This is a genomic window from Enterococcus sp. DIV0170, from assembly GCF_051710765.1.
GTDB lineage: Bacteria > Bacillota > Bacilli > Lactobacillales > Enterococcaceae > Enterococcus_A > Enterococcus_A raffinosus.
In genome coordinates this window covers 986522-1005134 of sequence record NZ_JBIOLG010000001.1, presented here as the reverse complement: position 1 = coordinate 1005134, position 18613 = coordinate 986522, and the positions used below count along the sequence as shown (strand labels likewise).

21 protein-coding genes are annotated in these 18613 nt (G+C 41.6%); 5 read left to right on the top strand and 16 right to left on the bottom strand.

Features of this window, described 5'->3' with window-relative positions; all coding sequences use genetic code 11:
• Window positions 1–246: 246 nt before the first annotated feature.
• A complete protein-coding gene (locus IGI50_RS04830) occupies window positions 247–813 on the bottom strand; it encodes an NAD(P)H-dependent oxidoreductase (protein ID WP_438776326.1) in 567 nt (188 codons plus the stop codon).
• A gap of 124 nt (window positions 814–937) precedes the next feature.
• Here IGI50_RS04830 and IGI50_RS04825 point away from each other — a divergent pair, with 124 nt between their 5' ends.
• The 5 genes from IGI50_RS04825 to IGI50_RS04805 all read left to right on the top strand — a co-directional run bounded on the left by IGI50_RS04825 (window position 938) and on the right by IGI50_RS04805 (window position 5385).
• A complete protein-coding gene (locus IGI50_RS04825) occupies window positions 938–1465 on the top strand; it encodes a CDP-alcohol phosphatidyltransferase family protein (RefSeq protein ID WP_438776325.1) in 528 nt (175 codons plus the stop codon).
• 98 nt (window positions 1466–1563) lie between these two features.
• A complete protein-coding gene (locus IGI50_RS04820) occupies window positions 1564–2040 on the top strand; it encodes an MGMT family protein (RefSeq protein ID WP_438776324.1) in 477 nt (158 codons plus the stop codon).
• Between the two features lie 209 nt (window positions 2041–2249).
• The gene (locus tag IGI50_RS04815) at window positions 2250–3464 is read left to right on the top strand and encodes a phosphotransferase (protein ID WP_438776323.1); all 1215 of its coding nucleotides are present in this window, start codon (window positions 2250–2252) and stop codon (window positions 3462–3464) included.
• 17 nt (window positions 3465–3481) lie between these two features.
• Complete coding sequence (locus tag IGI50_RS04810) at window positions 3482–4828, top strand: 4Fe-4S dicluster domain-containing protein (RefSeq protein WP_438776322.1); 1347 nt, start codon at window positions 3482–3484, stop codon at window positions 4826–4828.
• On the top strand, window positions 4828–5385 hold the full coding sequence (locus tag IGI50_RS04805; protein WP_218256927.1) for a BMC domain-containing protein: 558 nt from the start codon (window positions 4828–4830) through the stop codon (window positions 5383–5385). Before IGI50_RS04810 ends, IGI50_RS04805 begins: the two co-directional genes overlap by 1 nt.
• A gap of 57 nt (window positions 5386–5442) precedes the next feature.
• On the opposite strand, the gene IGI50_RS04800 is transcribed toward IGI50_RS04805, so the two are convergent.
• The 15 genes from IGI50_RS04800 to IGI50_RS04730 form a co-directional block, all read right to left on the bottom strand.
• The gene (locus IGI50_RS04800) at window positions 5443–6627 is read right to left on the bottom strand and encodes an acetate/propionate family kinase (protein WP_438776321.1); all 1185 of its coding nucleotides are present in this window, start codon (window positions 6625–6627) and stop codon (window positions 5443–5445) included.
• A gap of 76 nt (window positions 6628–6703) precedes the next feature.
• A complete protein-coding gene (locus IGI50_RS04795; protein WP_218256925.1) occupies window positions 6704–7420 on the bottom strand; it encodes an MIP/aquaporin family protein in 717 nt (238 codons plus the stop codon).
• A 543-nt stretch (window positions 7421–7963) separates the two neighbouring features.
• Window positions 7964–9082 carry a 1-propanol dehydrogenase PduQ gene (locus tag IGI50_RS04790; protein WP_218256924.1) on the bottom strand — a complete coding sequence of 373 codons (1119 nt, stop codon included), beginning with the start codon at window positions 9080–9082 and terminating at the stop codon, window positions 7964–7966.
• Between the two features lie 15 nt (window positions 9083–9097).
• Window positions 9098–10483 (bottom strand): aldehyde dehydrogenase family protein, encoded by a 1386-nt coding sequence (locus IGI50_RS04785; RefSeq protein WP_438776320.1) that lies wholly within the window; start codon window positions 10481–10483, stop codon window positions 9098–9100.
• Window positions 10476–11477, bottom strand: coding sequence for a cob(I)yrinic acid a,c-diamide adenosyltransferase (locus tag IGI50_RS04780; protein WP_438776319.1), 1002 nt, complete (start codon window positions 11475–11477; stop codon window positions 10476–10478). The genes IGI50_RS04785 and IGI50_RS04780 overlap by 8 nt, the downstream gene beginning before the upstream one ends.
• A 17-nt stretch (window positions 11478–11494) precedes the next feature.
• Window positions 11495–11758 carry a EutN/CcmL family microcompartment protein gene (locus tag IGI50_RS04775; protein WP_010746534.1) on the bottom strand — a complete coding sequence of 88 codons (264 nt, stop codon included), beginning with the start codon at window positions 11756–11758 and terminating at the stop codon, window positions 11495–11497.
• Window positions 11759–11845: 87 nt separating this feature from the next.
• Window positions 11846–12352: a PduM family microcompartment protein gene (gene pduM / locus IGI50_RS04770; RefSeq protein WP_010746535.1), complete on the bottom strand. Its 507-nt coding sequence runs from the start codon at window positions 12350–12352 to the stop codon at window positions 11846–11848.
• Between the two features lie 56 nt (window positions 12353–12408).
• Window positions 12409–13254, bottom strand: coding sequence for an ethanolamine utilization protein EutJ (gene eutJ / locus IGI50_RS04765; RefSeq protein WP_438776318.1), 846 nt, complete (start codon window positions 13252–13254; stop codon window positions 12409–12411).
• A gap of 15 nt (window positions 13255–13269) precedes the next feature.
• The gene (pduL, locus tag IGI50_RS04760; RefSeq protein WP_438776317.1) at window positions 13270–13902 is read right to left on the bottom strand and encodes a phosphate propanoyltransferase; all 633 of its coding nucleotides are present in this window, start codon (window positions 13900–13902) and stop codon (window positions 13270–13272) included.
• A complete protein-coding gene (locus IGI50_RS04755; RefSeq protein ID WP_010746538.1) occupies window positions 13895–14179 on the bottom strand; it encodes a BMC domain-containing protein in 285 nt (94 codons plus the stop codon). The genes pduL and IGI50_RS04755 overlap by 8 nt, the downstream gene beginning before the upstream one ends.
• Before the next feature lie 237 nt (window positions 14180–14416).
• The gene (locus IGI50_RS04750) at window positions 14417–14992 is read right to left on the bottom strand and encodes a BMC domain-containing protein (RefSeq protein WP_438776316.1); all 576 of its coding nucleotides are present in this window, start codon (window positions 14990–14992) and stop codon (window positions 14417–14419) included.
• Window positions 14989–15366 (bottom strand): glycerol dehydratase reactivase beta/small subunit family protein, encoded by a 378-nt coding sequence (locus IGI50_RS04745; protein WP_218256918.1) that lies wholly within the window; start codon window positions 15364–15366, stop codon window positions 14989–14991. The genes IGI50_RS04750 and IGI50_RS04745 overlap by 4 nt, the downstream gene beginning before the upstream one ends.
• Window positions 15356–17191: a diol dehydratase reactivase subunit alpha gene (locus IGI50_RS04740; protein WP_438777566.1), complete on the bottom strand. Its 1836-nt coding sequence runs from the start codon at window positions 17189–17191 to the stop codon at window positions 15356–15358. The genes IGI50_RS04745 and IGI50_RS04740 overlap by 11 nt, the downstream gene beginning before the upstream one ends.
• 38 nt (window positions 17192–17229) lie before the next feature.
• On the bottom strand, window positions 17230–17742 hold the full coding sequence (locus IGI50_RS04735; protein ID WP_218256917.1) for a diol dehydratase small subunit: 513 nt from the start codon (window positions 17740–17742) through the stop codon (window positions 17230–17232).
• 13 nt (window positions 17743–17755) lie between these two features.
• Window positions 17756–18421, bottom strand: coding sequence for a propanediol/glycerol family dehydratase medium subunit (locus IGI50_RS04730; RefSeq protein WP_010746543.1), 666 nt, complete (start codon window positions 18419–18421; stop codon window positions 17756–17758).
• Window positions 18422–18613 lie beyond the last annotated feature (192 nt).

Below are 18613 nucleotides of genomic sequence, written 5' to 3'. Positions count from 1 at the left end.
ATAAAAAGTTTGAGATTTTATCAAGCTGAGAGAATCAAACTTGAATCCCTTAACACTATGTTTTTATAGATGATAAGAAAAAGTGGATAAATCAGCTGAAAAACGTGCTTTTAAAAAAGAAGACAATACAGGCAAGTTCATCACGGCCGGATCAGCAAATAACGCACTCATTCTTACCAATCGGTCGACATGAATTTGAAAAGAAAAAAATTCAAGGCCCCCCGAAAAAGGCGGGGTCTTGAATCTTTAAATTTTGCTATAGACAGATTCAAGATACGCTTGCCGCTCTTCCTCTGTTAAATTTTTGACAGAACCCAAATGATACCAAGAAATATTCCGCATCCCAATATCTTCTAAAGTAGTGGTCAACTGATGCTTGTAGCTGCGTGTACAACGCTTTTCCAGCCCTTCTGTTGGTTGATCAGAGGTCGTGAAAACAACCACCGAATCAATTGACAATAACGGCTGAATCCCGTTGCCGCCATCGAAAAAAGCGAATTCATTTAATAATACTTTGTCAAGAAAGCCCTTTAAACTTGCCGGTGAGCTATACCACCAGATCGGAAAGATCAGTACCAACTGTGACGTCTCCCGCAGCAAATTCATGTAGTGAAGGACCAAAGGATCTAAGACCGACCCACTTTGATACACAGCCAATTCTTCTTCCTTCATAACTGGATCAAAGCCATCTTTGTTTAGATCAATGACCTGAAAAATCTTTTGATCTTGTTCCAACCCTGTGATCAAATGATTCAGAATCCCATGATTAAAGCTGCCCTTCCACGGATGATCGATAATCAATGTTGTAGTCATTTTACCCTCCTCATTACCCTTTTTATCAAAATAGCACAAATTCATTTCATTTAGATGTCAATTTGATTTCAAACCCGCTAAGAACATGCTAAAGTTAAGTTATATTCAAAGAAGGAGCTGGCCCATGAATTATATTCCGAACATATTAACAATTTTTCGTATTTTGGCTTCATTCTTCATACTGATTGCTCCTGATTATTTTTTCTTTTCCCTTTATTTTTTTGCAGGAATGACTGATATCTTAGACGGCTGGATTGCACGAAAAATGAACTGGACCAGCCGCTTTGGAACGCTTTTAGATAGTATTGCTGACTTGATCTTTTTTCTCGTTGTTGTCTTTAAAATCGTCTTTACGGTCCAATTACCGTCTTTTTTACTGTGGGGAGCTGGTGTCATTGTCCTCATTCGCTGTCTGACATACGTCATTGGTTTCTTCCGTTTTCACCAATTCGCCAGTTTGCATACCTATCTAAATAAATTGACCGGCCTGCTGCTTTTTTTATCTCCCATTCTATTAATTCTCCTTCCCATCACACCCTTTGGATTGATTCTCTTGACCTGCGGCAGCCTGTCCTCGATTGAAGAACTTTTTATTGTTGCGACTACCAAAAAATTAGACAAAAATGTGCCAACTTTTTTTCAAAAAAAATAAACTGTCTCATTGCACCCTATTTTTATACTAGGTAAACTAGTAATAGGAATTGCGCGCGTAATGACGACATGATTATAAGATAGTAGGAGGTGGCCCTCATGGCTAATGAGGATCAAAAGGATTTCAATGCAATGATGAATGAGGATAAAGGAATGCCGAAAATGCAGATCATTACCGATGAAGCAACGATCAAACGGTATGGTGGGACAAAAATGTACTTCGCACCCCCTTTAGATTATGATGCGCTTATGAAGAGAATCCCTTATGGTAAGATCATCACCACTGGTGCGATCAGAGACTATTTGGCAAAACAAAATGGTGGAGATTTTACTGAACCAATTACTGCCGGAGCCTTTATCTCAATTGCTGCATGGGCTAGCGAGCAGCGGGAGACCGACTTGACCCCTTATTGGCGCACACTTAAAAATAAGGGAGAAATCAATCCGAAATTTCCTGGCGGTGTAGAGGCACAGATAGAAAAGCTTGAGGCTGAAGGACATTCAGTCGTTCGTCGAGGAAGGAAAAACTTTCGCTATTATGTAGAAAATTACGAAGAAGTAATGTATGACCTATAACCGTTTTCTTTACGAGAACGGTTTTTTATTGTATTTTTTTGCTCACTTTTTTCCGGTATTTTTTCTGATCCTAGCGGGGATAAGCTTTTTCACAAACATCCTTAAAGTGCATATTTTTATTATATATTTTCCTTCTAGATTTCGATAAAATGGTTGGTAGGATAGGATTCTTATAAGCTTTATGATCCCTTTTGAACAGGAGGAAAACGATGGAGATTAGTGAGTCGACATTACCGAAATATCTGCTTCAACGGACCTCTCTTTTTAATCAAACCAGTCCCCTCATCGTGACCGCTCTTTGCAACGAAAAAGACAAATACGTTGATGGTTATTTGAATTATCTTTACACCCTTAAACAAGGAAAGCAAACCTACATTGTCAAGCATTCAAAAGAGACCATCTCTAGTGGCATCTCTTTGGCGCCAATCGATCCGAAACGAAATTACTTGGAATACATGACGTATCAGCTGCGTGCCGGCTTAGCGCCTCAAATGGTTCCTGAAACCTATTATGCCGATCCAACTGAGCACCTCTTCATTATGGAAGACCTCTCTTATCTGAGCGTATTGCGTTTTGCTCTTTGTCGAGGCGATCAGTTTCCACGATTAGGCAAACAGGTGGGAGAATATCTAGCACGGACGCATTTAGCAACCTCGAAAATGAAACTGTCCACCGACTATTGGCACGCGTTAAAAAATTACTTTCAAAATACCGATATGCGACTGATTATTACGGATTTCATTTTGAAGCCGCCGCCTAGAACTGAGACAAAGAAAACGCCCGATCAAGAAGCACTACTGGCAATTCTAGATACTATTTTGGCGGATAAGACCATACGAAGTGACTGGCAGACATTGATTGAACGTATCACCAGTCAAGATGACTGTCTGATCCATGGGGATTTCCATTCGTCCAATGTTTTTGTTTCCCAGAATTCCTTTAAAGTGATTGATATGGAATATACCATGACTGGCCCTTTTTCCTATGACATCGGCTATTTCTTGGCGAATATCCTTTCACAGTATGCGGCTTTCAGCATACGGGGTGACACGTCTATGTGTACCTATCTGCTGCAGGTCATCAAAGATGCTTACAAAACTTATTTTGATTATTTTTCAAGTCATGCAAAACGTAGTAAACAAGCACGAATCATAAAAATCTTTCAAGATTCTTTAGGGTATTTAGCGATAGCGAATATCAACCGTATCGCAAACTTAGGTGAATTTCCAGATTTTGACTGCTTAGCCAAACCCAAAGAAATCTTTCTAGCAAAAGGTCTGTCGATGATGTTAGCACAAACGCTCCTGGCTCACCGTCAACACTTAAGATCTACTGAAGTTGTTTGCGACTTGATTCAATCAACACAAAAAGACTTTTTACAAAAATTAATTCCAAAAAATGAAAACGCTCTTATTTTAACTTGAAGAAATGAGGTACGAGTATGCTATTGGAACAAATTACGGATGCGGGTATTGTCGGCTGCGGCGGAGCTGGTTTTCCTACTGCTGCGAAATACAATACAAAAGCGGAGTATTTTATTATCAACGCGGCGGAATGCGAGCCGCTTCTAAAGACCGATCATTATGTCATGAATCATTATGCGGAAGAATGTATTCAAGCCATTGTAGCGGTAGGAAAATTATTAGAGGCAGAGCATCTCGTGATCGCCACAAAAGGTCACTACACAAAAGAAATCAACGCGCTAGAACAGGCGATACACGCACACAATGCACCAATTTCTATCTTCAAAATGAACAATTTCTATCCTGCTGGTGACGAACAGATTATGGTTTTTGAAGTCACTGGTCGAACCGTACCTCCGGGAGGCATTCCAATTGAAGTCGGCTGTGTCATCTCCAATATTTCCACTATGCTGAATGTTTTTCATGCCCAGCAAGGAAAAAATGTCACACATAAGTTATTGACGATCACTGGAGCAGTCAGCGAACCCCAAATCCTAGAGGTTCCAATTGGCACCTCTTTTGAAGATTGTTTGGCTTTGGCAGGCGGTGCGACGATCGACGATTTTTTATTTATCAACGGCGGACCGATGATGGGGAAAACCGGTACAAAGGAGGATTTCTCCCATCAAGTAGTAACGAAGACAACCTCTGGCATCATTATTATGGAGAAACGGGACTTTATCTACGAATTGCTAGAAAAAGATATCCCTCAGATGATCAATAAAGCCCGTTCCTCCTGTATTCAATGCCGGTTATGTACAGAGCTTTGTCCTCGATATCAGATTGGGCACCCCATTCATCCTCATCGGGTAATGCGTCATTTAACCATTACAGAGATTCCTGAGGATATTGATGACGACCCGATCTGGAAGGAAGCGCTCCTTTGCTGCGAATGCGGGATTTGCGAGACAATTGCCTGTCCAATGGGGCTGTTGCCACGGCAAGTCAATAAGTATGTAAAGCAGCGTTTAGCAGAAAAAGGCATTCGGTATCAGAAAACCGAACAGCCCCTTTCCCCTTCTATCATGCGGGAGTTTCAGCAGGTCTCTCCAGTTAAAATTTTATTGAAGGACGGACTGAAGCAATACGTTGATTTAACAGTCGAAGAATTAGCAAAGTATGAAACGATTCGCGTGACTATTCCGCTGAAGATGCATATCGGCGCACCTTGTGAGCCGACTGTTCAGGTGGGCGATCAAGTCAAAGCTGGCGAGATGATTGGCAGAAAACCTGAAAAAGCATTAGGTGCAGCTATTCATGCAAGTATTGATGGTACAGTGACTGCTATAGATACCGGTATTACAATTGAAAGAAGGGACAACTAATGAAATTAATGGATACGATCGGATTTTTAGAACTAAATAGTATCGCCAAAGGAATTGAGGTCGTGGACTACATGCTGAAAGCCGCTGACGCGAAATTAATCATGGCGCGAGCAAGTTGTCCTGGAAAATACTACATCATGATCTGCGGGCAAGTCGCAGCCATTGAGCGCTCTATGGAAGTAGGCGTTGAACTTGGAGGACGCTACGTCGTTGGTGAATTGGTCATCCCACGAATCAACAGTTCCGTGATCCAAGCCATTAACATGGCCAAAGTACCAGAAAACATTCGAGCAGTGGGAGTATTAGAATATTATTCAGCCACCGGCTCAATTATCGCAGCCGATTTCGCAGTTAAGGCTGCCGACGTTGAACTGATTGCGATTCAGTTAGGTACAGGCATCGCCGGCAAATCCTTCGTTGTTTTGACAGGGGACGTCGCAGCCGTGAAAGCCGCGGTTGAAGCTGGTGCAAACGGCGCTCGCGATCAGGCGATGCTTATCAACAAGATCGTCTTATCCAATCCTCATCCAGAATTGATTGACAGTCTGATCCAATAAAAAGATGCCATGGATTTTTTCGAATCCATGGCATTTTTCTGAGCTCATACACTCTATTTAAATCAATTCGAACGTATCTCTGACAATCATCAGCTCCTCGTTCGTTTCCACGACCAATACCTCTACAGAAGAAGTCGCTGAACTGATTTTTTTATTATTCTGCTGATTTAGCTCCTGATCGATCTGAACACCAAAGAAGGTTAGATTCTCGCAGATCATCTCACGAATAACAGAAGAATTCTCACCTATTCCCGCAGTAAAAATCAACACATCCACACCATCGAGCTCCGCAGTATAAGCACCAATTGTCTGCTTCACACGTCCTGCAAACATATCCAGTGCAAGCTCTGCCTTCTCGTTGCCCTTCTCAGCTTCACTGATAATATCCCGTGTATCACTGCTGAACCCCGTTACTCCTTTAAATCCTGATTCACCATTCATCAGCTGGTCCATATCACTGGCTGAAAGATTCTTCTCATTTTGTAAAAATGGAATAATAGACGGATCAATATCGCCACAGCGCGTCCCCATCATTAAGCCAGCTAATGGTGTAAAGCCCATAGACGTAATCACGGATTTTCCTTCCTTGATCCCACAGATACTCGCTCCATTCCCCAAATGACAGGAAATGATCTTCAGCGATTCCAAAGGTTTTCCTAAATAGCTGGCTGCCTCTGAAGCCACAAATTGATGGCTCGTCCCATGGAAACCATAGCGACGCACATTATCCTCTTCATAAAAACGATAGGGCAATGGATAGATATAATTTTTTGGTGCCATCGTCTGATGAAAGGACGTATCAAAAACAGCGACTTGAGGACAATTAGGCAACTCTTTTTTTAGCGCTTCGATTCCCACGACGTTTACCGGATTATGCAAAGGAGCCAACTTGCCTAAATCTTTGATTTTTATCAGGGCATTTTGGTCAACCAGACTCGATGTCTTAAACTCCTCACCGCCATGAGCCACGCGATGTCCCACGGCAGAAAGTTCGTCTAAACTAGTTAAAATCTTTCTCTCTAACAAAAAGCGCAAAAGAAAATTGATGGCTGCTTCATGGGTCCTCCCCTCAACCGTCGTCTTTACTTTTTCCTCTTTCATTGAATAGGAGAAAATCATTTGATCCTCTAAACCTATTCGTTCAAATAATCCCTTTACTAACAGCTCTTCCTCAGGCATCTCAAATAATTGAAATTTTAACGAGGAACTGCCGGCATTGATAGACATAATTTTATTCGCCATCTTTTCCTCCTCTGCTGATAATAAATTCGGTATCTCGTCATAAAATGATAAGATACCGAATTCACAGCAATAATTTTTATCCTAAACCTTTTACTAATAAGGTCGCGATACAAGCACCGATGATTGGACCGACAATCGGAATCCAAGCATAACCCCAATTCGCATCTCCTTTATTTGGAATTGGCATTACTGCATACATCAACCGTGGACCGAAGTCTCGACAAGGGTTAATGGCATAACCGGTGGTCGAACCTAATGACAACCCAATACCAATCAGAACAAATACAAGCATCAGCGGCTGTAATCCAGGAGGAATGTCAGCTGGCATTAATTGAATCGCTAAAACGAAGAAACAAGTTGCAATGATTTCACTAACTAAATTTAATGCTGTGCTTGGAATGGCTGGTCCTGTAGCAAAAATACCAACACTATTGCCTTCTTCCACTGTTGTCTGTTGGAAATGCGGCCAGAAATGAATGGCAGCAATCAAGGCACCTACAAAGGCTCCAGCAACCTGTGCCAAAATAAATGGCGCTACCTGTCCCCATTCAAAAGAACCTGCTACAGCAAATCCAATAGTAACCGCTGGATTCAAGTGACCAGGTGAACCGAAGTATCCGCTACTAAGCACACCTAGCATAACCGCCACACCCCAGCCTACCGCGATGTATAGCCAACTAGCACCAACACCTTTTGCTAAAGTACCTTTCAAATTGACAGAACAACCAACCCCCGACCCAAATAGGATCAGAACAATCGTACCAAAAAATTCACCAAATACTGGACTATTCATTATGAGACCTCCTTATTCTTTTTAATGTATTTATTTTTCTATTCAGAAAAATAAGTCTGATGTTCATGCCGTATATCATTCCTCTATACTGTTCGATCTTTAGCTAGTTCTAGTTCATTATTTCCTTTTTTTCTCAAGCAAACTGCAAAAAGAGGAACTGACATCCTTATTCTTTTTAATGTATTTATTTTTCTGTTCAGAAAAATAAGTCTGATGTTCATGCCGTATATCATTCCTCTATACTGTTCGATCTTTAGCTAGTTCTAGTTCATTATTTCCTTTTTTTCTCAAGCAAACTGCAAAAAGAGGAACTGACATCCTTATTCTTTTTAATGTATTTATTTTTCTATTCAGAAAAATAAGTCTGATGTTCATGCCGTATATCATTCCTCTATACTGTTCGATCTTTAGCTAGTTGTAGTTTCATTATTTCTTTTTTACTCAAGCAAACTGCAAAAAGAGGAACTGACATCCTTATTCTTTTCAATGTATTCATTTTTCTGTTCAGAAAAATAAGTCTGATGTTCATGCCGTTTGTCATTGCTACTTAATGATTTTACGATAGATCTCTTTGATTTCTTCTGCTGAAAACTGAACCGGATTGGTCTTGAATGTCGTGTCATTCAATGCGTTATTCGCAATCGTATCCTCCGCTTGCAAAGCTGTCTCTTCTTGAATCCCAAAGCTGTTCAATTTAATCGGGGCCTTGCATTCGATCGCTAGTTGTTGAACCGCTTGAGAGAGGTTTGAAACAGCCAAATGATCTGGCAAACTTGGCGGACAGATGCTCAATTTACGTGAAATTCTTGCGTAATTTCTTCGAGTTTCTTTATTCTTGCTATTTGCTTCTATTACATAGGGAAGCAGCATAGAATTTGCTAGCCCATGAGGGACTTTAAAATTCGCGCCCACCTGATGGGCAATCGCATGACAGACACCCAGACCTGCCGCATCAAAAGCCAAGCCTGCCAAGGTAGAAGCCTCATGCATTTGAATTCGGGCATCTAGCTCCATTCCTTGGTTCACACAAGTTGGTAAATATTGGAAAACCAACTCTGTCGCCTTTTCTGCCAAAGCATTGGTATAATTTGTTCGATTTACTGAAGCTAACGATTCCATTGCATGAGTTAAAACATCCAGCCCGCTGAACGCTGTCACCGATGGCGGGCTAGACATGACTAGGCTTGCGTCTAAGATTGCCTCATGTGGAATGATCGCTTCATGAAAAATCGGGTATTTAATTTTGTTTTGTGTATCCGTAATCACAGATGCGCTTGTGACTTCCGATCCGGTACCGCTAGTCGTTGGAATAGCGACAAACCGCTTTACTTTATTGCCTGTTGTTCGCTTATAGAAGAACAGCATCGCCTTAGCCGTATCAATGGCTGAGCCTCCGCCAACTGCGATAACCACGGTCGGTTGGTGTTTTGTCATCTTTTCGATCCCGTCTATTACCGTTTCAATTGGCGGATCGGGGATAATATCAGAATAAATTTCCACCGTATTTGTCCGCTTCACATAACCTAAAATTCTTTTTAAGCTATCGGACTCCGCTAAATAGGGATCACACACGAAGCAGAGGTTTTCTTTTTCAAATTGCTGCAGTCGTTCCAGACTGGCAAAACCAGAATAGATTTCTGGTTTCATGGACCATTTTTTCAAACAAAAACCTCCCCTCTAGCGAATTGAAAACCCATCAGTCAGCACACAACGGCGTTTTCTAGCAAAATCCCGCGCCGAGGTCGTACATTCTCCTGTTGGCGTGGCAATGGTAAAGGTGGCTGGGCCTTCTCCGCCAAAACCTAAGCCGGCGAAAGAGGAGCCGTTCTTAACAAAGATCGACGTTTGAAACTTCTTCGCTGCGATATTCATTCGACCAACATTTTGTGAATGCATGGTCGCGGTATGATGCCGGCGATTCTCAATCTGCAGAGCTGTTGCTAACCCTTCATCAAAATCCTTCACTGTAACAATCGGTAAAATCGGCATCAGCATTTCCTTCACAACAAAAGGATGAATTTTATCTGTCCGTAAAATGATCACCCGTACCTCAAAGTCTACGTTGACACCCGCCTCGGCTAAAATATAATTGGCATCTTTACCAATAAATTTCCGACTAGGTGCACCGTTCTCCATAATGGTCATATCCATCATTTTTTGAATAACCGCATCGTCTTGTACCAAATAGGCTCCTTGCTTTTCCATCTGAAGGATCAAGTAATCCGCTACTTGTTCTACGACAACGACGCTTTTTTCAGCCGTACAAAGAATGTTGTTATCAAACGATGCACCGATTACAATATCCTTCGCAGCTTTTTCGACATTTGCCGTCTCATCCACAAGTGAAGGCGGATTTCCTTCCCCTGCCGCGATAACCTTCTTCCCGCTTTTCAGAGCTTGTCGAACCACACCTGGTCCGCCAGTAATAGCTAACAATGGCACATCCGGATGTATCATCATTTCCTGTGCTGCATCAATTGAAGGCTCGGCAATTGTTACGATCAGATTCTGGATACCACAAGCTTCGTAAACCAATTCATTCATTTTACTTACGACCCAACTCGAAATTTTCTTCGCTCCTGGATGAACACTAAAGTATACAGCGTTCCCAGCTGCCAGCATGCCAATGGCGTTACAAATAACCGTTTCAGCCGGATTAGTACTTGGCGTAACCGCTCCCACTACACCATAAGGAGATAGTTCATACAAGGTCATCCCATTGTCACCGGTCAATGCCTCTGTACGTAAATCCTCGACCCCCGGTGTTTTATCTATCGCCAGCTGCAGCTTCTGTAGCTTGTCTTCGTAACGCCCCATACCTGTTTCTTCTAGCGTATCGCGAGCAATTTTTTCAATGTGCGGCTGCATGCCGCAACGTATCGCGGCAATGACTTTTCTTCTTGTTTCTAAAGTTTGATTCTCGTAGCATTCTTGGGCAAACTTTGCCGCATGAATGGCTTCTTCAACGGTCTCAAAAACACCATATTCCTTCGCTGGAGAGGTAGTTGCTTGAGCTTCTTGAAGAATTTTTTTAATGAGTTCCTTTATTTCTTCTTCATGCATAGCCAATCTCCTTCAACTTCTCTAAACCTTTTTGACCAATCGCCATATCTTCCTCTACGGCGCCACCACTGATACCCAAGCCACCAATGACTTTCCCAGAAACATCTTTAATTACAAATCCTCCGCCAAAAGTAACGACTTGTCCATCAGTCAGCGTTTCTAATTGGTAAAGGGCGCCGTCCGGTTGGACTAGCTTCGCTAATTCATGCGTGTGCATTTTCATGGCAACAGCAGAATATGCTTTTTTCTGGGCCATTGATTCACTGACCAGCAGAGCGCCTGGCATTTGATAAAAGCTTACAAGCTTGCCATTTTTTTCAACTAATGCCATCGAAACAGGTAGAGACATTTTTTCAGCCTGTGCTTCACAAGCACGGAATATTTCTTGATACATCGTTAATGGGCTTTTCTGTAGTGGTACACCCGTTTTTTCGAGATAGCGGCGAAGAATCTCATTGATTAACTTTTGTTCGCTCTCCTTTTGATCTTCCATTCGAGCAAAAATATAAAGACAATCTGATAGTCGATTTACAAATTTTCGAAGATCCTCGCGTATATCTGTTGCTTCAGATAAGTCCGTCAATAAACGTTCACCCCGGCGACAAACTGCACGAGCTACATGCAGCTGAGCGCCTGAATGGGTTTGCCCCGGCAAAATAAACTGATGCAATTCAGGCAATCGTTTAGTGTACTGATCGATCCATTCTTCCATTTGATGAATGTCTTTTGATCCAATCAATGTGCTTTTTTCTTCCAATTTCGTGAAATCTTTTTGTGTCGCGATTTCCGCATTCAATTGGAAAATCTTTTGTTGGACCCATTCTAAATGCTGAATCGTTTCTGAATCCCTCGCCAGTTTCTGAGCTACACTGACTTGGGCGCAACATTCATCAAATGTTCCGTAGGTATCGACACGCAGATCTGATTTTTTTACTCTTGTTCCATCAAAAAGGCTTGTTGTTCCTTTATCTCCCGTTTTTGTATAAATCGCCATATACTTTCCTCAGCTCCCTAAAAATCAAACGTGTCAATAATTCCAACAATTGCATAATCAACAGCATCTGAAGGAGTCGAAAACAGTTTTCTGGCAGAAGAGCCACTAGTTAATAAAACATAATCTCCAATACCAGCCCCTACTGTATCCGCCGCCACCTGCTGGAAGCGAATATCCTGTTGCTCAGAGTTAATCGGTTGAATGATCATCAATTTTTTTCCAACTAATGAGGCATCCTTTTGAGTTGAAACGACACTTCCAATTACTTTTGCCATCAGCATAGGGTTGAACTCCTTTCTCTAATTAAGGATGGGTTACTTTTCGTGCATTTATCATACAAATCCATTTTCACGTTCGGCTAGTTTCCTTTAAATTCCTGCGAAAAGTAGAACGGACATCCTTTCTTCAACAACGACTTTTCTTTCCCGCAATCGATCCCTCGCCAAATCTGTAATGAGCTGATTGGATGCAATGAGTAGAATATCCTGCTGCGTCAGCATCGCTACTTGTTGGTAAGTAATGACCCTTTTTGGTAATAGAAAGTATTGTTTTCCTTGATTATTAAGCAGCCGAACACTGCATTCGTTGAATAATTCATTGGGAATCAAATCTGTGTTTGAGAAAGCAAGTTCAAAGGTCAGACGACAATCATAGCTATAACTTTGATACAGCCATTTCACCAGTGGATCTTGTTCGTCTTTTTTTATGAACCGCTCTAAAAATAGGATATCTACCTCGGTCAAATGAATATGCTTGTTATATAGAAAGCTTCTAATTCCTTGGCTAACAGGGGAAGGTGTACGACAAGAAAGAACTAAGGTATTTTGCTCTCGTTCATTGATAATTGAAATAATACGCTTAATTAACTCGTCCATATTCTTACTCCCAGTTCTTATTGCTAATATAGTGACTGTTTCCATTGGATCTCGCTTTACATCAAATCCATGATTGGCTTAGATGACATCGCAATTCCAATTGGTGTTACAAATTGAGGATATTTCGGTTTGTATACCTCTTGTTTCAAATACGTTGAGAATTCTTTTTCAAACTCAGATAGATACGAGGCGCCACCAACAACATAAATCGGTTCTGTTGGATGCTTTCGCAGGACATTGGCAGTAATATTCGCCATTCGTTGGATCACTGGACGGCAAATAATAAAATTCTCTCGATCACGTGCTGGATCTCGCTTAAGCAGTTCAGCCTCTTCAATTGATATTTTATTATTTCCAGCAATGACCAACGTCATATGTGTCCCACCAGTGGGTTCATCCTCGACGATGATTGGCTGTCCCTGTTCAAAAATACTGATACCGGTCGTTCCACCACCGACATCTACTACCGCACCTTCAGTTACACCTAAAACTAGAGCAGCTGCTGTAGGCTCGTCGACTAATTGATCCGCCAGCATATTGGCACTTTCAATGACATTTGCCACTACTCGTTTGTTGTTTCCCACCGTTCCCGGCGGAATAGCGCCTGATGCTGCTTTCAACGAAAAACCAAGTATTTCCTCTGCTTGAATACGCAAACGATTCACAATTTGGACTGATTGTTGATAATCAACGACTAATCCATCTCGGATAACGTTTGCATACTCGAAGGCACCGAAAACCGGCTGACTCTTTCCATCTAAAACAACTAATACAATGGAGGAAGTACCTAAATCGACTCCAACTTTATAACCATCTTCAGGATTAAATGCCTGCGCTTGTTTGGTGTTCACAAGTTCATGAAAAGAAGTTAATAATTGATTGGCTTTTTCGATTGATTCCATACTTCCTCCTCTGGATTATTCCTTGATAATCCGTCCTCTTGTATTTGGCTGAATATCCGCAGCGTTGGCTTCATCTGTATCTACATGCATCTCTAAAACAAAATTTTTTCCCGGTCGCAACTCTACATCGTGAAAGATCGTTCTCCGTGTCCCTTCGAAAATCTCTACTGAGACAAGCTGTCCCTCCTTCAATTTCAAGCGTTCTAAGTCCTGAAAATTAAGATGGATATGGCGTTTCGCTATGATTGCCGCAGGAATTGTCAGTTCTGCCGCCCCACTGCGAATCATGACTTCCACTGCATCGTCTAAATTCCCAGACAAACGAATCGGTGGCTGAAGACCCAAATTTCGTGCATCCGTTTTTGAAATTTCTACCTGAGATCTTTTGCGTAACGGTCCTAAAATTCGAACCTTTTTAATTTCTCCTTTTGCTCCTACTAAGGATACTGTCTGTTTCGACGCAAATTCACCTGGTTGTTTCAAAGGTTTTAGAGGTTCTATCGTTTCATTCGGAAATAGAATATTGAAATGTTCTTCCGTTAAATGTATGTGTCGGTTAGAGATGCCAATTGGAAATGTTTCTGCTTGCATCTCCAATAACACTTCACGAACAATTTTTCTGATTTCCTCGACACTGTAATTATTCATTGCCTACTTTAGGGACCAAAATTTCGTCAACATCACGATGCGGTCTTGGGATTACGTGAACGGAAACCACTTCCCCCACTTTATCAGCAGCCGCACTTCCTGCGTCCACTGCCGCTTTTACTGCACCAACATCTCCACGAACCATCACAGTAACTAATCCAGAACCAATTTTCTCAGTCCCGACTAAGGTTACATTCGCCGCTTTGACCATCGCATCTGCTGCCTCTACAGCTCCGACAAGCCCCTTTGTTTCAATCATTCCTAATGCATCATTCATGTCTATTCCTCCTATTTCATCTCAGAGAACTAATTTTTCCTAACGTAAAAATTAATCCTATTTTCAAGCCGTATACCATTCCACTATACTTTTTTGTTCTTAATTAACAGTTTCTTTCAGATTGATCTCTTTTGAATCTAACTGCTAAAAGTGGAACTGCCATCCTATTTCATCTCAATGAACTAATTTTTCCTAATGTAAAAATTAATCCTATTTCTAGAGCTCTACTTTCTGGCGCTATTTCTTCTTTTTGGACTCCGAAGATTTCTTTGATCCTTTAGGAGGATTCTTTTTCTTCTTCGGTTCTTCCTTGATTGGTTTTTCTTTTTTAACCGGATCTTGTTTGATTGGCTCTTCCTTAATTGGTTCTTCTTTTACCGCCTCTTTTTTGTCTGTCGTTTCTTTAATCGGTTCCGCCACTACTGGTTCCTCTTCTGACTTCGGTTCTTCTGAAACTTTTTTCGCTTCTTCTACTACAGGTTCGTTAACCATTGGCGTTTTATCCGATCTTTCCGCAGGTAAATCTGAGGCTTTTTTCTCCTTCGCAAAGAAGAATTTTTCTAAATTATTGGCTGGGCGAGGAATAACCAGTGCTGACAAATACACATTGTTGGCGACTGCTTTTGCTTTACCAGCATCAACCGCTGCCTTCACAGCGCCAACGTCACCAGCAACCTTGACTGTCATCCAGCCGAACCCTTTAGCCTTTTCAACGCCTAAAAGTTCAACATTTGCGACCTTAACCATCGTATCTGATACTTCGATAGCACTAGCAAGACCCTTCACCTCGACTAAGCCAATTGCTTGTTTCATAATTTCACCTCCATAGGATCAATTGATTTGAATGGCACACCCTTTACTAAACGTGCCGCATTCCCGCCAAACCTTTTCAAAATCATCGGCGGACAAGTTACAACTCGTTGAATCGATTGATAAGGAGTTTCTGGTGCCAAATTTTTATAGTGCAGAGCTGCTTCATTATTTACGTAGCCGATTCCAACATTTAAAGAAGAAGTGTTCGCCGCGACATAAGCAGCCTCTGTCGCTGTCGAAAAATCTCTTTGCTCAATCGAAAAAGGAATTTTTTCTTCTTCCAAGCCATAAAGAATGTATTGAATATCCTCCGTTGACACATTTTTAGAAATATAGATCAATACAACTGGACGAACATTTAAATCAAGCTCCATCGAATCCCTCCCTTAGATAGGAAAGAATTAAGCCTGTAGCTACCGCATTCCGCGGTCCTTCGATTTGTCGGATATTTCCTCGACCCGCAACCAATCCATAATGAGACAGTGCATTGGTAACGATCTGAGGTATTTCAAAATCCAGAGCAGAACCGCCAACGATTACGACAAACGGAATATCTCGAATACTTCCCGTCGGACTAACCCGTCGTAGGGCGCGCAGGGCATTGGTTACAAAAACACGTTCCTTCGCTGTTTGTCGAACCAATCGAATTTTCTCGATGGAATCGTCTCCTGGTATTGGTACATACCCATCAGGTGTTACCACCACCACTTTGGCAAACAAAGCTGGATCCAAAGGCTCATCAAAGAATTGAACAGAGCCATCTTCATGACGGATGTAGAAAATATTTTCCACTTTTGCTAAAGGGTACTTCTTGATGTCCTCAGCTAAATAAACATCCTCTAAACCTAATTCCGATTGAATCAGCATCGTTACCATATCTCCTGCACCTGCCAAATGAGTCGCCACAATTGTTTCGTCCTTTTTGATAATCGATGCGTCTGTCGAACCCGCGCCTAAATCTAATATCGCTAAAGGTGCAGAAGTTCCCGGTGTGGTCAATGCTCCTAAGATCGCCGCTTCGGCCTCCGCTCCACCAATTTCAACTTTAATACCTAAGTCCTGTTGAATTTCATCAGCAATTTTGGACATCTGCAAGTGATCAGACTTGACCATTGAGGCAATCCCAACCGCCTGTTCCATTGAAAACTCACCGGCTAAACCACCTTTGACACTAATCGGCACAAAGGTATCCACCGCCAATAAGTCTTGAATAAAGATTTGATTGACTGGTCGATCCGTCAACTCAGCCATTGTTAAGCGAACTTTTTCCAGCATACCACCAACATTCGTTCCAGATTCTCCAGTAACGTTATCGATCACTTCAAAGGCCGATACAGCTTCCATGATTTTTTCAGCACCCGCCGAAATTCCTACAGTACTACGACGATTTCCTCCAGTGATCTCGATTTTACCAGCAGGTATTGTTCGTGCTTTTACATCACCCTTTGGCGTTTTGATCACCACCGCAGAACGATTGCCAATTAAGGCTCTTGCAACAGGGACAATATTTTTGGTTGCCTCCGAATCAAGATCAAAAACCGTCGCAATTCCATAAGGATTTGATAATTGAGAAACCCCGCGGCCTGTTTCCGCTACTTCAACCGCAGCCAGCATGTTTACTGGTACTTTATCAATATAGGAAACTTCATCGACTATTGGAATTTTATGTGTTAGACGATTGTTTACCAAAACACCATCATCGGATTGCATGATCGCAGCAGTAATCCGATAACCATTCGCGACTAACTGATTGATTTTTTTAGCCACATCATCAAAATCAAATGATTTATCAATGATTAAAATATAAGGGATCTCTTTTTTACCTGCTTTTTCAAGCTCATCAAACCGAAGCGTTGTTCCTACACCCAGTCCTAAACCACCAGGTGTTTTCGGATTGTGTCCAATCATTGTTGATTCAGTAATAATGGTTTCTGTGATGGTTTCCATCGCCACATCCCCGATAACGGGCGTTGCTTCATTGATCCTGATCAGATCAATGTCTTCAACCTTAAGGCGATTTTTTGAACAAGCCTCATTAATCGCTTTGTAGATACCAAATAGATTCTTCTTCGTTCCTTTTATTCCGGTCGTATCCGCAATTGCTGATTCTAGGAATCGGACATGCTGATGGTCATCGACTTCAACTAAAGCGACTTCAGTTGAGGAATTTCCAATATCAATCCCAATTACACGTTTCATCATTCATTGCTCCTCTTCCTGAATTTCCGAACTAGAATTTAGTTGTCACCTTTAAGTTTTTTCCGTTTTTCATAATGTGCTGCCGCTTCCCGAACATAAGCTGCACTGATTTTTGCTTGGTATTTTGTTTCCAGCTCATTGGCGATATCCAACAGCTCTTGCTTACTTGAACGGTAAGGGCGCAAAGCATTATACATTTCCAGCACTCGTGCATCAGGAACAGCCGTTAACTCAGACGCACGGTCAAAGTTGTTCGCAATTGTTTTTCTTCCAGCACTGGTTGCGATCTCCCCTTGCGCTTTCAAAATGCGAGGAGTAATTTTTAGATCATCTGGTGTTAATGAGCCATTTAATACGTTCTCTAGCGTGATATCATCCAGTGTCTTGCCAGTATTCGTTTTAATCCAATCTGGATGGTTTTTAGCGATTGGGTAATCCGCTACTGTCGCTGCCCCAGAACTTACTGAATTTTCTGGCGCGGCAGGACTTGCACCGCTATTCATATCTTTTAAGATTCCTCGAACCAAACTTTCAATAGATTGTTCATTCATTCTAGTCACCTCACTATAAAGTTACAGAAATTTCTTCTGCTGGTTTTCCGATTACCACGTGCTTTGTTTCTTTAATATGGAGCAAAGCTGATAACGCTTGATATTTAGGTCGTGCCATTTGGTCATTCATCATTGGCACAGGGTTTGGTGATTCACCTTTGGCATATTTTGCAGCATTTTTCCCGATTGCACGATAGGTTTCTAAAGTAATCAGCGGTGCTTGAGGGAACAATTCTAGATTTGATAGCGGTTGCAAATCTTTTTGGTGAATGATCGCTGTTCCTTTTGATTGGATCGATACACAGACACCTGAGCCTGACAACTTATCTCCCTCGACACCGGCAAAGGCAACATCAGAGGTTCGATAAACTTTTACAACTCGTGCCTTTAAGCCTTCTTCTTCAATCCCAGCAATAACTTGCTTCAGAATATCTTTGTGGGGTACACCAAGAATGTTGGTGGTTTGTGATTCTGCAAATGCCGGTGCCACAGCAATAACTACTTCATCCTGAGAATTTCCTGGTTGAGCAACACCGACAGATTTAAACCAATCCGATGATGCTGCAGGCTCTGTCTTTGTTTGTTCAAATGCAACAGGCTGGTCTCCAGTACTCGCTTCCATTTCCGTCAACACTTCTTTGATAATGGAGCGCAAAAGATTTTCATTCAGTTCTGTCATTTTTAATCCTCCTATTTCATATTAAGGAATTAATTTTTCTAACGTAAAAATTAGTCTTATTTTCTCGCCGTATATCATTCCACTAGGCTTCGATCCTTAATCATAAGGCTTTTGCCTATTGAGTTTTTCTTACCTTTCTAACTGCAAAAAGTGGAACTGACATCCTATTTCATATTAAGGAATTAATTTTTT

Excerpts from the sequence above, each read along its gene's own strand:
- IGI50_RS04745 (WP_218256918.1), bottom strand. The coding sequence starts at position 15,366 with ATGGAGCTTGATTTAAATGTTCGTCCAGTTGTATTGATCTATATTTCT.
- IGI50_RS04785 (WP_438776320.1), bottom strand. The coding sequence starts at position 10,483 with ATGCATGAAGAAGAAATAAAGGAACTCATTAAAAAAATTCTTCAAGAA.
- IGI50_RS04750 (WP_438776316.1), bottom strand. The coding sequence starts at position 14,992 with ATGAAACAAGCAATTGGCTTAGTCGAGGTGAAGGGTCTTGCTAGTGCT.
- IGI50_RS04735 (WP_218256917.1), bottom strand. The coding sequence starts at position 17,742 with ATGAATGAACAATCTATTGAAAGTTTGGTTCGAGGAATCTTAAAAGAT.
- IGI50_RS04800 (WP_438776321.1), bottom strand. The coding sequence starts at position 6,627 with ATGGCGAATAAAATTATGTCTATCAATGCCGGCAGTTCCTCGTTAAAA.
- IGI50_RS04820 (WP_438776324.1), top strand. The coding sequence starts at position 1,564 with ATGGCTAATGAGGATCAAAAGGATTTCAATGCAATGATGAATGAGGAT.
- IGI50_RS04810 (WP_438776322.1), top strand. The coding sequence starts at position 3,482 with ATGCTATTGGAACAAATTACGGATGCGGGTATTGTCGGCTGCGGCGGA.
- IGI50_RS04740 (WP_438777566.1), bottom strand. The coding sequence starts at position 17,191 with ATGAAACGTGTAATTGGGATTGATATTGGAAATTCCTCAACTGAAGTC.
- IGI50_RS04830 (WP_438776326.1), bottom strand. The coding sequence starts at position 813 with ATGACTACAACATTGATTATCGATCATCCGTGGAAGGGCAGCTTTAAT.
- IGI50_RS04815 (WP_438776323.1), top strand. The coding sequence starts at position 2,250 with ATGGAGATTAGTGAGTCGACATTACCGAAATATCTGCTTCAACGGACC.
- pduM (WP_010746535.1), bottom strand. The coding sequence starts at position 12,352 with ATGGACGAGTTAATTAAGCGTATTATTTCAATTATCAATGAACGAGAG.
- IGI50_RS04775 (WP_010746534.1), bottom strand. The coding sequence starts at position 11,758 with ATGCTGATGGCAAAAGTAATTGGAAGTGTCGTTTCAACTCAAAAGGAT.
- IGI50_RS04805 (WP_218256927.1), top strand. The coding sequence starts at position 4,828 with ATGAAATTAATGGATACGATCGGATTTTTAGAACTAAATAGTATCGCC.
- eutJ (WP_438776318.1), bottom strand. The coding sequence starts at position 13,254 with ATGGAATCAATCGAAAAAGCCAATCAATTATTAACTTCTTTTCATGAA.
- IGI50_RS04825 (WP_438776325.1), top strand. The coding sequence starts at position 938 with ATGAATTATATTCCGAACATATTAACAATTTTTCGTATTTTGGCTTCA.
- IGI50_RS04730 (WP_010746543.1), bottom strand. The coding sequence starts at position 18,421 with ATGACAGAACTGAATGAAAATCTTTTGCGCTCCATTATCAAAGAAGTG.
- IGI50_RS04780 (WP_438776319.1), bottom strand. The coding sequence starts at position 11,477 with ATGGCGATTTATACAAAAACGGGAGATAAAGGAACAACAAGCCTTTTT.
- IGI50_RS04755 (WP_010746538.1), bottom strand. The coding sequence starts at position 14,179 with ATGAATGATGCATTAGGAATGATTGAAACAAAGGGGCTTGTCGGAGCT.
- IGI50_RS04795 (WP_218256925.1), bottom strand. The coding sequence starts at position 7,420 with ATGAATAGTCCAGTATTTGGTGAATTTTTTGGTACGATTGTTCTGATC.
- pduL (WP_438776317.1), bottom strand. The coding sequence starts at position 13,902 with ATGAATAATTACAGTGTCGAGGAAATCAGAAAAATTGTTCGTGAAGTG.